The sequence below is a fragment of the Arthrobacter sp. SLBN-83 genome (genome assembly GCF_006715285.1).
Lineage (GTDB): Bacteria > Actinomycetota > Actinomycetes > Actinomycetales > Micrococcaceae > Arthrobacter.
Map to the genome: position 1 here is coordinate 3,243,438 of NZ_VFMX01000001.1, position 12,932 is coordinate 3,256,369.

The window sequence follows — 12,932 nt, forward strand, 5'->3', positions numbered from 1 at the left end:
ATGGCACCGCCCAGCGACTCGGACGTGCGATCCGATGCCGTCGGGCGGTACCGTGGCGTGCTGATTTAAGTGGACGGGCAGTCTATCGGACTGGCATCCGAATAATCATTCAGGAACGAGTCCGCGCAACCTCAGCCGAAGGAGGGGACGAGCTTCTTCTTGCCGCCCTCGTTCCTCCACTGAAGCTCGGCGTCGAACTTCTTTCCCTTGCTCGAGGTGAAGCCCGTACCCTTGATCGTCTTGCCCGCGGCCAGTGCCGCGAGCTGGTCGTCGGTGAAGGCAACCCCGCACCAGCTCTTCGGCGGGGAGTCCAGGGAGGCCTCGAAGTCAGGCACGATCTTCTTACCCTCACCCTTCTTCTCCTCGCGGAAGAAGACCTTGCACTGGAAGCGGTTGCCCTTCTTTGAGACGAAGTCGCTTGACTCGACGCCCTCGCCAACCATGAGGCGGTCGATCTCCTCGGGCGTAAAGGTGTAGTGGCACCAGGACGCCGGCGGCAGCGCGTTGCCGCTGGCGTCGCGCCGGCCGAAGCCGAGCTTCTGGAACCCGACGAAAGTCCGGCCCTTGAAGGTGCCCTCGCCAAGCTCGCCGAAGACCTCATAGGCCTTGCCCGTGGTGCTCTTCGCCGAAAACTCGATCGTCTCCCCGGCCAGCAGCCGGGCGACCTCGTCGTCGGTGAAGCGGTGGCCGCCCCACTCACGCGCGAACACCACATCCTTGCCCGTCTTGGCCCAGGTGCCCTGCGCCCGCTCCTTCCGGGTGACGGCCTCCTCCTTGAGCCCCAGTGCGGAGCGCATCGTCGCGGCGTTCTTCTGCATGGTCGCGATGTCCTCGCGCACCCAGTCGGCCACGACCGCGAGGCGCTCCTCTGCGCTCGGGCCGGTGCCTACGGCAATCTCCTTCATATCGGCATAGACCTTCTCGGTCAGCGCCAGGTCGCCGATCCGGGTGCCCGGAAGCAGCCGCCAGCTCATGTCCCCGGCCTCGGCGAGGGTGAGCTTGCGGCCCTTCTCCAGCAGCAGCGGGTACTTCGTCTTCGTCGAGGTCACCTCGGAGTACGTCGAGGTCCGGGTGGCACCCGTGCCCACGTCGCGCTTCTCCAGCTGCTTCATCAGCCACTTCATGCTCGGGTGCTCGGGGCGCTTGTTCGCACCCTCGAAGACGAAGGGCTCAGCGTTGGTGCCCAGGCCCTTGGCCGACTCGTTCTCGTCGCCCTCGGCGGTGTCGTCGCCGGCGTCCGGATCGAACACCGCCTTCCAGCCCGCCGACATGGGCACGTTGGCGATGCCCACGAAGTCCGGATAGTCCTTGACGTGGCCCTTCTGCTGCTCGTAGACGTAGTCCTCGGCAATCATCGCCAGGTAGTTCTTGCCCAGGGTCTCGTAGATCAGGCGGCCGGCCTTGCCGAAACGCTGCTCGACGTCGTCCAGCGAGGACGGCACCTTCGGGCCGGGACGGTTCGCACCGTGCGCCCCCTGCGGCTTCACGTGGGCCTTGCGCGGCTCGCGGTGCGTCAGATGCTTGCGATCCACCCCGACCACGCCGGCGATCTTGTCCACCAGAGGCGCAAGCTCGTTGAACTGCTCAGGCGTGATCGTTTTGTCCTCGGTGCGCGGGTAGCTCACGACCTGGGCCTCGTACATGGACTGGTAGGTCGAGAGCACCAGCTGGGCCCTGATTCCCTTGCCGACCAGGATGGACGAGAGTGCGGCCAGGTCCAGCAGCTTCGGTGGCGGGGTCTGTTTCGTCGCCTTGCCGTCGAGCACGACGGGGGAGGGGTCGTACTGGTTCGGCACCTGGTCCTTCTGGTCGAACCGCGGCTCCTCCGGGTTCGTGTACATCACGTCGTTCTCGTCACGGAACCGGTTCTGGAAGAACGGCTTCTTGACGTAGTCGTTATACGCCTTCAGCTGGTCGCCGACGAGCTTGACCATCGCCGACTTCAGCCGGCCCTGGCGCAGCACCATGTCCTGCCCGGACTGGCGGGCCATGTTCGTGGCGATGCGGGTGAACTGCATCGAGAGCAGGTCGAACTGTGAGCGGTAGCGCGCCTTGCGGTACTCGTCGAAGTCCAGGAGTGACGGAATGACCTTGCGCGCGGCGAAGGCCTTCTGCAGCGAGGCCGGAGCCTCATCAGTGAAGTACATGCGCGACCACTTGCCCGGCTTCAGCCCCAACTCGAGGAAGGCATTGACCGCGATCATGCCGCCCTCGCCCGTGGGGTCGACGTCGGTGGCGATCGCGATCTCGTCGCACTTGCCCAGGGTCCGCTTCACGTCCGCGGCGACAGCGCTCGCGTTCTTGATCACCTCCAGGCTCCAGTCCAGCTGCTGAGGGTCCCAGGGCAGGTTGCCCAGGTCCCAGGTCCGGTACTTCCCGGCCACGTCCGGATCCGCCACCATCCGGTGCGGATCGACGAACTCGTACAGGTGCCCCCGGGCGTGGGCGATGACGAACTGCTCCCCGTTGTACGTGCCGTTCATGCCGCCGAGGGCTGCAGCGAAGTGCCGCGCCGCGCTCGGCTTCTCGGTGAGGATCCCGACAACCATCATGACTCCCTTTCGTCGGTGACTCATAAACCAGTCGACTCATAAATCAGTCACAAGTCTATCGATAGAATGAGTTGAATGGCGAGTCTAAGCGAGTCGCACAGCGAGTCGAATGGGAGCGGCGAGACCCGCGCCGGCACGCCGGTCAGAGAGGGCCTGGATCATTCACGGCGACCCCGGATCGAGGTAACGTCTATAGAGTCGCCACCCGCTCACGCCCGACCCAGGAGCACGAATCCCATGGCCCTCGACCACGCTTTCCTGCGCACACCACAGGACTTCAGCAGCATGCTCATCGAGATGCAGGAGGGCAGCTGGCCGCCGGACGAGGCGGACATCATCCGTATCGCCCAGGGGTGCTCGATGCTGATCGAGTGCATCGATGCCTGGGAGAGCGCCACGCACGGCAAGAACGTCTTCGACGTCGCCCGCGGAGAGATCTGCACGGCCGACGTACGGCGGCTCCTCGCCCAGGAGGTCTCACTGAGCTACGAGGGCGACGTCGCGGTGCTGCTGGTGCCGCCTGCGGACGAACGTGTGCGCGTGGAAATCCGTGCCGACGTCGACGAATACCAGGGCCTGCTGCGCCGTCCGGAGATGGTCCTGGATTGGGAGCAGGATGGTAAGCAGCACGAGCACTACATCTCACTCAAGCCCAAGGGCGCGCACTGGTACATGCTGTCGCAGCTGCGTGACGACATGAAGGAAGGCCGGCTCACCGTCCGGTCCTAGCTCCGCCTCAGCCGCGCCAGAGCTCGAGCGACTCCCAGCCCACAGGCGCGCCCATCGACTCGATGGTCAGGGCGTGTGAGACCGGGAATTGGCGAAGCAGAGCCGCCAGCCGACCGGACCAACCGGTGTCCGGGTCGATGGCGCGCAGCAGGTACGCGATTACGGCCAGGGCGTTGTACGTGCCGAAGACACCCTTGGCGGTCTGCTCATCGCGCAGGTGGTCCAGCACCGGCACCACTCCGACCTTCGGCCGCGACGGCGCGTTCTGGAGCTTGCGGTTGAACAGTCGGGCATGGTGGGCAGCGACGTTCCGCACGTAGTTCAGGCTGGCGAGCCAGCTGATCATGACCTTCTTCGTCGGCACGCCGAACTCACGGGCAATCTCCTCGGCATCCTGCTGGTGCATGCCGCGGTAAAGCACGCACAGGTGTCCCAGCTCAAGGATCTCCGTCAGCGCCCACACCGGCATCCTGTCGTCGTACTTCTGCCTGAAGTGCTCCACGAACTGCTCGTCGGAGCTGGCCCGCCGCTCGTTGACGCGCTGGAGCCAACGCACATGCGGGCTCGGCGCGGGATCCCGCACATCGGTGCTCTCGGCTGTGAAGGCCTCGGTGAAGCACTCCGGGTCCTCGTAGGCGAAAGGGGACCGGCGGCCGAGGACATAGCCGATCCGCATCCGCGCGGCGACCTCGATGCGTTCGACGCCGTCCATGACGAGCATGCGCAGCTGCCGGTCGAAGTCGATGATCTCCTCAGCGTGGCGCAACGTCGTGCCCGGCCGGTAGCCGCTGAGCACCCGGATGCGGGAGCGCCCGTCCTCGTCGGCGTAGCGCTCGGACTCGCGGAAGGGGTAGAGGTAGCCGGTGAGGCGGTAGTAGCCGACGGCACCCAGCAGCACGGCTGCCCGGTCCCCGACGTCGGCCCCGTGCCACGCCAGCCGGTCGATCTGCGCGTCGACCGACAGCCATGGCTTCGCGTACTCCGCCACGTTCCTCCCCCTGAAAAGAAAATCAGCCCGCGCCTTGCGGCAACGGGCTGATCGTGATGGCTATAAAGTAGCACGGATCGTCTGTCCATGCATCGCTGATGCTGTACGGCGCTGATCACCGTCCGGGCGGCAGCGCGACGCCCAGACGAACCCGGTAGGCCTTCAGGACCTTGCCGAGCGTCTTCAGGTTCTCCGGATGGTCTACACCGGACTCCAGCTCCCTGATCCGGATCGGACGGACGCCGGCGACCTCGGCGACCTGCTTGTGGGAGGCCTTCCCCCGGAGCTTGACCAACAGGTCCGGCAGGTCCTCGTCAAGGTCCTCGAACATGCGGAACTTCTCGGCGGTCCCCATGCGGGTATGACCCAGGTGCCAGTGGCCACAGTGTCCACAGCTGTACCAGCTCGTCGAGGGATCCTCGCGGAGCCGGTCCGGAATCTCGCCCTCGCTGCGGTAGCGGCGCTTGAAGACCTTCTTCCCTTCGCGCATGGTCGTGCACTCGCGCGGGGCGTCCTCGGCCCGGGAGGCGGGGTTGGACATCCCCGCGCACCGGGGAGCGCAGTACAGCCCGAGCAGCACCGGGTCCTGGGGACGCAGCGCCAGACCCTTGCCACACCCCTTGCACCGCTGTCTCTTCGGGAACAGCACCTCAGCCACGCCCGGCCTCCTTCATTTCTGCGTTGCCGGACCGGTCGTCGCGGCCCTCCTCAGCCTTCTTCCTGGCGCGCCTCTCGCGCGCCGCCGCCCGGATCCGGGCGCGGTAATCGGGGTCATCGCGGTACCGCTGCCGCTGCCGCTGCTTCTTGCGCTCGGCCCGCTGCGGGTCCGCGGCGATGTACCTGGCGCTGGCAGCAGCCTGGTCGGCCCGGAACTGCGGGTCCTGGCGGTACCGGCGGGAGTGGTCGCGCTTGCAGGGACGGCACACCCAGGTGCCGTCCTTGGCCCAGTAGCCGTTGTCGGCGTCCATCGTGTGCCCGCGGGCACAGGTACGGCTGCCCGGCCGGCGCAGCGGCTTGGCCCCCTTCTGCATGTGCCCGGGGTTGACGCAGGCACTGCGACCACAGGCCATCCGCAGGATCTCGTCCTGCGTCAGGGACCCGAGCCCGAGCTCCTGCTGCAGGGCCTCCCAGGCGTATCGGCGCGGCGTGGCCGAGGATCGGCCGTTCGACAGGCCGAAGCGGCCCGAGGCGGTCCAGACCCAGCAGCCTGTGCCGTCGAGCCTGCCCGCCTCCTTATCGACCTTCTCCCAGAACCGCTCGGCGTCGGTCGCTGTACTCCTGTGCGTGGCGGTGCTCACCGGATCGGCCGCCCTTCCCGCTCGCGCTCGAGCTTCGCCTGCTTCTTCGTCGCCTCCCGCACCCGGTCCCGGACGAAGACCGCGTCCTTGTGCGTGATCGGAGCCTCGTGGACATTGTGCGAGCCGCGCAGGAAGTTGCTCGTGCGGTCCGCGATCGAGTACGCGAGTGCCTGCTCGATCGCCGCGCTGGTCTCCTTTACCTCACCCAGCTGCCCGTGCAGCGCGGCCAGGCCTTGGGTCTGCTCACGGCCCATCTGCTCCAGGGCTTCCATGCGCGCCGCGATGCTGCCCAGCAGCGGATCACGGGAGCGGAACAGCTGCGCCGCGCGCCGGGTGGCAGCATCGGTCGCCAGTCCAAGGTCGAGCTGGGCCAGCAGAAAGGCCGTGACCAGGCTTGCCTGGCTCAACCGCTCGGTGAACTCGCGGGCCGCCGTGTCGCCGACGCCGAGCTCACGGACGGCCGCTGAGCGCAGCTGCTCCCGCAGCGCGCCGACGATGGCCTCGGGCAGGGCCCGGACGGCAGGCTGGCTCTTCACGCCGTCGAGCCGGAAGCCGCTCTGTGGCAACGACTCGCTGCCCTCGTCCCCTCCGCCGGAGCCGCCCCTGGCCGCCGCAGACTGCACGGCCTCCTGATGGTCGGTGTGCTGGAGCGGGACGGGCGGGAGGAGGTTGGCATCTTCCGGCGGCGACACCGGGAGGGCCGCGGGGTGTGCTTCGGCGTCTGCGTCGTCGTGCACCTGCGGCATCGCTGCTGTGTCCACGACGACGGCGTCGCTCTGGGCCGGGGGAGTGGCGCTGCCTGCTCCCGAGCCTCCCCGCTGGCCGGCACCGGTTTCCCGGTCAAGGTTCTCGGCGCTCTGCTGCGGGGCCTCATCCTTCTCCGGCGTGTCCTGCTCCGGCTCCGCCGGCTGTGCCCGTTCCTGGGCCCGCTTCAGGCCCTCGCTCCCGCCGGTCCGGTACGCATCGAGGAAGGACGTGTCGACGTCCATCAGCTCGTCGGTGGACGGCATGATCTCGTTCAGCCCCTGGCTCACGTCAGCTCCCCGTTCTCCTCGTCCAGCAGATAGTTGTCGCCCCTGGTCAGCCCGAGCAGGGAATCGAAGCCCATGGTCACGACCCGCTCGAGGTTGGCGTTGTTCGTCGAAAGCGCCTTGAGCTCGTCGACGACCTGGTTGATGCGCGCGGTGAGCAGATCAGGGATGTCGAAGTCGAGATTCTCGCGCCGGATCTTCTCGGCGATCGCCTCGGCGTAGTACTCGTTGGCGGAGGGGTAGCCGCGCCGCTGCGCCCAGTACTCCGCCCGCTGCTTCTCGTCCGAGGACAGGCGGGTAAAGACCCGCTCCCTGCGGTCGCTGCCGTTCTGGTCGGTGCTCGGTCCACCGGACCTGGTCGCAGCCCGCGCAGCGGGAGGCGCAGCCTTCGGCTCGTCGACGACGGTCATGTCTGGCCTCTCCTGTCATATTCGACTGATGTACGAGTCCATTCTAACGTCATTCGAATGCCTGTCACGAATGATTGGGCAATGACTTGTGACAGACCTTTGGGAGAGGTCGGGCAGAGAGGTAGGGTCATCTGCGTCACCCGGTCAGCGCCTGATCGCGTGTCCCAGGCGGCCTCGGTTCCTCGACCCCAAGGCCGGGGCCGCTGGACGTTGGTTCGCACCTCCCGTTCGTGGGAAAAAGAGAAGGCCCCGACGCGCATGAAGCGCACCGGGGCCTTTATTCCTGGCTGCCGTCCCAGAGCCCAGGCCTGTCCAGTCCGCCCGGCATTTTGCTCCACGTTGCGCGCCGTTCCCGCCCGGGCGTACGATTCCATCGAACATATGTTCGAAAAGGAAGTGGACATGCAGGCCTCGCAGCCAGAACCGTTGGCGCTCGACGAGCCGCTGATACTCCCGTTTGCGCCGGAAGCCGTCGCCTGCGGCTTCCCCAGCCCTGCAGAGGGATATTGGTCGGGGGACCTCGATCTTGTCCAGCACCTGGTCCGGGACCCAACCTGCACATTCGTCTGGCGTGCAGCCGGCCATTCCATGACCGGAGCCGGAATCAATGACGGCGACCTGCTGCTCGTGGACCGGGGGATCGATCCCGTTCCGGGCAAGATTGTGATCGCCGTCGTTGACGGCGAATACACCGTCAAGCGGCTGGACGTCATCCAAGGACGTACCGTTCTCGTGGCAGAGAACCTCGACTATGCGGACATCGTTCTCCACGAACACACGGAGATGTCAGTCTGGGGCGTGGTCACATGGATTCTGTCTCCTGCGAAAATCAAACGTGGTGTCAGACCCCGCCTATAGTCTCCAGCCGTGGCAATGACGACTCTGACCCCAGCACCCGATCAAATCGCTCTCGTAGACTGCGTCTCCTTTTACGCCAACGCGGAGCGTGTCTTCGACCCCACGCTGCATGACCGGCCGACCCTTGTCCTCTCGAACAATGACGGCTGTGTGGTTGCCGCGTGCCCGCTGGTGAAGGAGCTCGATCCTGACATCATGGGCAAGCCGTGGTTCAAGATCCGCGGCTGGTGCCAGGCCAAGGGCGTCGAAGCCAGGTCATCGAACTATGAGCTCTATGGCTCGCTGAGTGCACGGGTTGCCACCATTCTGGGCCGCTTCAGTGCGTGGCAGGAAGTGTATTCGATCGACGAAAGCTGGCTGAAGCTGCGGGGGGCTCCTGAAGAACTCGAATCACGGGGACAGGAGATCCGACGGACTGTCCTCCAGCTGACCGGAATTCCTGTCCGCGTCGCGATCGGTCCCACGAAGACCCTCGCCAAGGTAGCGGCTCTCGGCATCAAGAAAAACCCCGCGTTCAATGGTGTTCTCGATCTCCGGCGGTTTTCGGAGGAGCAGCTTGACCGGATCCTTGACTCCCTCCATGTGACTGACCTCTGGGGCGTCGCCGGGCGTAACGGCAAGCGCCTGGCTGCGCTCGGCATCCACACGGCCAGAGAACTGCGCGACGCTGATGCCAAATGGCTCCGCAAACGGTTCTCCGTCGTCATGGAAAGAACCATCCTGGAGCTGCGCGGGCAAAAATGCATCGAGCTGGAGACCCAGCCGCCGGCTGCCAAGGACCAGCTGATCTATTCCAGGAGCTTCTCGCGCAAGCTTACGGACCCTGACGAGATGCATCAGGTTCTGTCGATCTACGCCCAGCGGGTCTCAGCACGTCTTCGGGCCCAGGGGTCCGTCGCCGGCGTGCTCTCGGTGTGGGCTTCGACCGGCTGGGCCGACGAAGGAACCGTCCCGCATTCAGCCCACCGGGCTGTTCCGCTGGCCATGCCGACCGATGACCCGATCGCGCTTACGAAAGCTGCCAGTGTGATCCTGCCTGATCTGTTTCCGACCGCCGGTATCCGCTACGCCCGTGCAGGAGTTGTACTCACGGGACTGCGCGCGGGTGACGGCGTTCAGTTCCTACCTGTGTTCCAATCCGAATTCGAAGATCGGGGAGTAGGGAAGGTACTTGACGAAATCACGAGAAAGCTCGGCGCGCAGGCAGTGGGTGTGGGCCTGGGTGGCATGAAGACCCCGCCGGCGTGGGAGATGAAGCGCGCCATGCTCTCGAAGCGCTGCACGACCCACTGGGACGAGCTGCCGGTCGCTGTGGCATAGCGGGGTAAGGGAAGCGCAGGACCTCAACAGCACCCGCGCCGGCAGCAAACTCGAGCAGCGACCTGCCACATTAAAGCGCGGCTTCGAGTTCCTCCGAGGAATACCCGAACATGTAATCCTCATCCTTACCGTGTGAGGCCCAGATCTGAGCTGCATCGTAAACACTCAGCGCCTCGCTGTCGTCATCGTCATCGTCATCGTCATCTAGACCGTAGCGACACTCAAGGCAGTACATCTCGGAGTAAACAAACTTTTTCACCAGGGGCGTCCCACAGTTGGGGCACGGGGGCGTTTCACCCTCGTAGACATCGATCTCGTCCCAGCTTTTTTCCTTCTTCGCAAGGAAATCAAAGATACCCAAAGGCCCTACCGTCCCAATACGTCCCGCCGAAGCCGTTTCTGATATGACATAAACCGCTGACGACAAGCACAACCGCAATTTTCGACACGGTCAGTATCGCATGCGCCTGTTAGGTACTACCTCCACGCGAGTAAGGCGATACCTGGACGAACTTTGTTTCGGTGCCGCCGGGACCGTAGTGCTGCACGCGCTGGTGCCCGCTGACATTATGCTCGGTCGGAGACTTTCTGCTGGCCTCCTCGCCGATGCCCTCGAAAGCCGCCTCCGTGAACTCAGGGATTTTCTCCCAGACCGCCGCGCTGACCTGCTTGAATACTTCGGGCGACTTCAGTGTCAACAACGTGACCGCGCCAGCAGCCGCAAGAGCGCCAACGGCGAGACCTGTCTTGAAAGCCGGATGCTCCTTGATCCGCTGCCAGCGGGTCGGGCCCTGGCTCATATCCTGCTCGCAGGCTCCGGCGGCCTCAGGGTTGGGCACTTCAATGGGCTCAGACTGGACTGACTTGTCCTTGGGCTGCTGAAGACGTGATGGATTGAGCGGCTGCGCCCGATCGAACGGGCCTTCTTGATCATGACCGGGCACTCAGGCAGTCTATCCTTTACCGGCAATCCCAGTCTCGCTCCGGTCTTAGGCAGGCTACTCACTGCGCATGCTGTTACTTGACAACTTTCTCTTCTCCAACGGACAGAGGACGGCCGGGCAGGGCTCTATGCTCAGAGCTATGGAGGTTGAATTGACCATTGAAGATGCCCAGGGCGAAATGATGCGCGTCAGCGCGACGGGCCCCGACTATGGCACCACCCTGGCTGCTGCGAAGGCCAAAATCCCGGAAGGATCCCGGATGATCATCATTCGCGTTCCGGACCGTGAGGTGTAACCGTTTCAGTATGCTCCTCCGCCCGGATACCCTGCTGAATTCCCAGCAAGGTCCTGGTCCGGCCTGAAGCAAGCAGTCCGGCATCAGGAAGCACCAGCCATACAACCAAGACAGCGCCCGTCAAGGTTGGTCATTGCCAGGTCTGGCCACACCAGCAACGGCCCTCTTTGTGTTCCTGGATGACCAAGACCCGTTCCTCGCCGAGCAGAATGATGTCTTCGTAGCTGAGCATGCCTCCAGTGCAGCATCGGTTGCCGACTGCCGGTAGGGGAGTCCTGGCGTATGTGGAAAACCGCAGGGACGATCAAGCTCGTTCCGGTATGCCCAGCCGCCTCGATCCGGTGCCCTTCAACCTCCGTCCGAACCGGGCCTATCATGAGGGAGGGGGACACCTATTGGCCGCTTGTCGGGACAGGTCATGGCACCACACAACGCGAATAGGCGGGACAACCGCATCCCTGGAATTGCAACATTGCGCCCCGGGCACCGCATCAGGGAAATACGCCAGGACCTCCATGACCGACACCCTGCCCGGGCCCGCTACCAGGTCATTGCTGCTCATCATCCGTTAGCCGGCGGGGCACCCCTTGTGCCCCCGGCCTCGGATGAATATCAGATCCGTCTCTACGCGCGGTCCCGCAGCGGAGACGTAAGGGTGCGACTCGCCGCGGTTAGGGAGGCCATAGCAACCTCGCCATATGTCTGGGAGGACCTTACCGACGATGGTGTGCGGGAATGGGTTGAGCCTTCGATTGAAGACGATGTGCTGTTGGCGGCTGCACTGGTGTCTCTGGGAACTTTGAGCGCCGAGGAACGCCCTTATTTGGGCAAGTTCGTGGTCGAGGAGATCTACGAGATTCTGACAAGTGCAGAAGCGGCTTACTGGCACCGGGCCGTATCAGGCCGCCGCCGGCACTGACCGAATCAGCCTGGTTCCGAGATCCTAAGCTCTCAGAGCGGACCAAACGTCGTTCTTGAACCTATGAAGCATGGGCCTCTCGGCTGAACTCTGCAAGAATCACGGCATGGTCGACCGCACTGCGTCCGATGAGCACTACGTGCTTGACCTGTGCGATGGCGTCCTCGGCATGAGCAGCTGTCGCCAAGCGACGTTCGATTGGCTCCGCGGCGACCCGTCCCCTTTGCGACCCCTCGGCACCAAGCTACCCGTGGACGGCTTTTGGTCCGATCTCAAGCTCGTCGTCGAGTTCCAGGAGGAGCAGCATTCGAAGCCGTCGCCGTTCTTCGATCGGCGGCAGACCGTCTCTGGTGTCGGTCGCGGCGAGCAACGTCGCCTCTACGACGAACGCAAGCGCCTTCTTATCCCCGAACATGGATTGAAGCTCGTTGTGATCGAGAAGTCCGCGTTCATCGTCAAGTCGAAGCGGATCCGGCGCGACCCGACGAGGGACATTGCCGTGGTGCGCGCGCACCTCGGCAATGCGCAGCCAAAACGGCTCTAGTGCCGACGTCGCCATCGAAGTGCTGTGACGCGGACTCCGCTCTGGAATGCTGCCATCTGGGGCTTGCTATGACTTCGGCAGCCTTGTGAACAGGAAAAGAAGAACCGGTGCGAGTATGCACCGGTTCTTCTTTTTGATCGGTAGAAGCCAATCAACGGCAGGACGAAAACCCGCGATGGATGAGCCTCAGACCTTTGCGCTGGCCGTGCAGTCCACGAGTGCCGAGGTGAAGTCCTTCGACTTCCAGATCTTCTTGTCCTCGTCCTTCGGCAGGAAGTCCGAGATCGATCCGGTCCCTATTGGTGCGCCGCCGGCGAGGAAGCGCAGCGTCTCCTGCGAGAACCCTGCCTGGAAGACGACGCCCGCCAGGCAAGCGCCCGAGGCTGCGTAGGTCTTCTTCTGATCCTCGTTCAGCGCATAGGAGGAGAACGTCGAAACGAGCCCCGCGGTCAGCTGTGAGGAGGAGTTGATGCTCGCGCCCTGCGGCACCGGGAACTTCGGCGTAAGATCCGGCTGCCGGGCCTGGGGGAGCTCCTGTCCCTGCTTCGGCGGCACGTAGACCTGATCCTTGCCGTCCTTGCCGTCCTTGCTGGTCGTGGCAAACGGGGCCGGGGTCGGCGGGATCACCGCGTCGACGCAAGCGTCGAACTTGTCGCGCAGCTCGGGGGAGAGCATGATCGAAGCGTCCATCGCGCTGACCTCGCGCAGGCCATTTGCCACCGCGGCGATGTCGTCGCTGCCCTTGCCCACGATGTAAGCCTGCGCGGCGTCCGAGAGCTTCTTGTCCTCTACGGCGCGGACCAGGCACGCGCCGCCGTCGGCGCTCTTGGCCCCGGTGCCCTGGAACACGAGCCGGTCCAGCGCCTTGCCGAGGTTCTCGCTGGTCACCTTCGCCGCGCTGGTGCTCGGGCTCGGCGATGGCTGCGCCGTCTCTGAACCGGCGGAGCATCCGGCGAGCAGGCTGCCCAGCACCGCCAGTGCGGCGGCGGACAATGCCGCCTTCCTCGTCATCGGGGTCTTCATCGCCATGGCCTCTCCTGTCGG

Annotated in this window: 14 protein-coding genes; 5 read left to right on the top strand and 9 right to left on the bottom strand. The window is 64.7% G+C overall.

The annotated features are described in order from the left end of the window. Nucleotides 1-131: 131 nt before the first annotated feature. Nucleotides 132-2,552, bottom strand: a complete 2,421-nt coding sequence (locus FBY30_RS15110; protein ID WP_200830699.1) for a type IA DNA topoisomerase — start codon at nt 2,550-2,552, stop codon at nt 132-134. Nucleotides 2,553-2,789: 237 nt separating this feature from the next. Between FBY30_RS15110 and FBY30_RS15115 the strand changes: the two genes are divergently transcribed. Beyond that, the gene (locus FBY30_RS15115; protein WP_056387674.1) at nt 2,790-3,281 is read left to right on the top strand and encodes a hypothetical protein; all 492 of its coding nucleotides are present in this window, start codon (nt 2,790-2,792) and stop codon (nt 3,279-3,281) included. A gap of 7 nt (nt 3,282-3,288) precedes the next feature. On the opposite strand, the gene FBY30_RS15120 is transcribed toward FBY30_RS15115, so the two are convergent. The 5 genes from FBY30_RS15120 to FBY30_RS15140 form a co-directional block, all read right to left on the bottom strand. Continuing rightward, nucleotides 3,289-4,269, bottom strand: a complete 981-nt coding sequence (locus FBY30_RS15120; protein WP_056387671.1) for an Abi family protein — start codon at nt 4,267-4,269, stop codon at nt 3,289-3,291. 115 nt (nt 4,270-4,384) lie between these two features. Further along, nucleotides 4,385-4,810, bottom strand: coding sequence for a helix-turn-helix domain-containing protein (locus FBY30_RS15125; RefSeq protein ID WP_142133547.1), 426 nt, complete (start codon nt 4,808-4,810; stop codon nt 4,385-4,387). A gap of 109 nt (nt 4,811-4,919) precedes the next feature. Next, nucleotides 4,920-5,567 (bottom strand): hypothetical protein, encoded by a 648-nt coding sequence (locus tag FBY30_RS15130; RefSeq protein WP_056387666.1) that lies wholly within the window; start codon nt 5,565-5,567, stop codon nt 4,920-4,922. Further along, nucleotides 5,564-6,601 (bottom strand): hypothetical protein, encoded by a 1,038-nt coding sequence (locus FBY30_RS15135; protein ID WP_056387663.1) that lies wholly within the window; start codon nt 6,599-6,601, stop codon nt 5,564-5,566. The genes FBY30_RS15130 and FBY30_RS15135 overlap by 4 nt, the downstream gene beginning before the upstream one ends. Next, on the bottom strand, nt 6,598-7,008 hold the full coding sequence (locus tag FBY30_RS15140; RefSeq protein ID WP_056387660.1) for a hypothetical protein: 411 nt from the start codon (nt 7,006-7,008) through the stop codon (nt 6,598-6,600). The genes FBY30_RS15135 and FBY30_RS15140 overlap by 4 nt, the downstream gene beginning before the upstream one ends. A gap of 381 nt (nt 7,009-7,389) precedes the next feature. Between FBY30_RS15140 and FBY30_RS15145 the strand changes: the two genes are divergently transcribed. Together FBY30_RS15145 and FBY30_RS15150 are read left to right on the top strand one after the other, a co-directional pair. Then, nucleotides 7,390-7,866 carry a LexA family protein gene (locus FBY30_RS15145; RefSeq protein ID WP_235009458.1) on the top strand — a complete coding sequence of 159 codons (477 nt, stop codon included), beginning with the start codon at nt 7,390-7,392 and terminating at the stop codon, nt 7,864-7,866. 15 nt (nt 7,867-7,881) lie between these two features. Next, nucleotides 7,882-9,186, top strand: coding sequence for a Y-family DNA polymerase (locus tag FBY30_RS15150; RefSeq protein ID WP_082581623.1), 1,305 nt, complete (start codon nt 7,882-7,884; stop codon nt 9,184-9,186). 70 nt (nt 9,187-9,256) lie between these two features. Here the strand turns inward: FBY30_RS15150 and FBY30_RS15155 are convergent, their stop codons facing one another. Both FBY30_RS15155 and FBY30_RS15160 read right to left on the bottom strand, forming a co-directional pair. Next, a complete protein-coding gene (locus tag FBY30_RS15155; RefSeq protein ID WP_056387658.1) occupies nt 9,257-9,547 on the bottom strand; it encodes a hypothetical protein in 291 nt (96 codons plus the stop codon). A gap of 109 nt (nt 9,548-9,656) precedes the next feature. After that, nucleotides 9,657-10,130, bottom strand: a complete 474-nt coding sequence (locus FBY30_RS15160; protein ID WP_142133549.1) for a hypothetical protein — start codon at nt 10,128-10,130, stop codon at nt 9,657-9,659. Between the two features lie 151 nt (nt 10,131-10,281). Between FBY30_RS15160 and FBY30_RS20695 the strand changes: the two genes are divergently transcribed. Next, nucleotides 10,282-10,425, top strand: coding sequence for a hypothetical protein (locus tag FBY30_RS20695; RefSeq protein WP_156400145.1), 144 nt, complete (start codon nt 10,282-10,284; stop codon nt 10,423-10,425). A gap of 1,025 nt (nt 10,426-11,450) precedes the next feature. Continuing rightward, the gene (locus tag FBY30_RS15165) at nt 11,451-11,888 is read left to right on the top strand and encodes a hypothetical protein (RefSeq protein ID WP_056388145.1); all 438 of its coding nucleotides are present in this window, start codon (nt 11,451-11,453) and stop codon (nt 11,886-11,888) included. A gap of 186 nt (nt 11,889-12,074) precedes the next feature. On the opposite strand, the gene FBY30_RS15170 is transcribed toward FBY30_RS15165, so the two are convergent. Next, nucleotides 12,075-12,917, bottom strand: a complete 843-nt coding sequence (locus FBY30_RS15170; protein ID WP_200830700.1) for a hypothetical protein — start codon at nt 12,915-12,917, stop codon at nt 12,075-12,077. Between the last annotated feature and the right edge of the window lie 15 nt (nt 12,918-12,932).

Excerpts from the sequence above, each read along its gene's own strand:
- FBY30_RS15110 (WP_200830699.1), bottom strand. The coding sequence starts at position 2,552 with ATGATGGTTGTCGGGATCCTCACCGAGAAGCCGAGCGCGGCGCGGCAC.
- FBY30_RS15115 (WP_056387674.1), top strand. The coding sequence starts at position 2,790 with ATGGCCCTCGACCACGCTTTCCTGCGCACACCACAGGACTTCAGCAGC.
- FBY30_RS15125 (WP_142133547.1), bottom strand. The coding sequence starts at position 4,810 with ATGTCCAACCCCGCCTCCCGGGCCGAGGACGCCCCGCGCGAGTGCACG.
- FBY30_RS15140 (WP_056387660.1), bottom strand. The coding sequence starts at position 7,008 with ATGACCGTCGTCGACGAGCCGAAGGCTGCGCCTCCCGCTGCGCGGGCT.
- FBY30_RS15145 (WP_235009458.1), top strand. The coding sequence starts at position 7,390 with ATGTTCGAAAAGGAAGTGGACATGCAGGCCTCGCAGCCAGAACCGTTG.
- FBY30_RS15150 (WP_082581623.1), top strand. The coding sequence starts at position 7,882 with ATGACGACTCTGACCCCAGCACCCGATCAAATCGCTCTCGTAGACTGC.
- FBY30_RS15165 (WP_056388145.1), top strand. The coding sequence starts at position 11,451 with ATGGTCGACCGCACTGCGTCCGATGAGCACTACGTGCTTGACCTGTGC.
- FBY30_RS15170 (WP_200830700.1), bottom strand. The coding sequence starts at position 12,917 with ATGGCGATGAAGACCCCGATGACGAGGAAGGCGGCATTGTCCGCCGCC.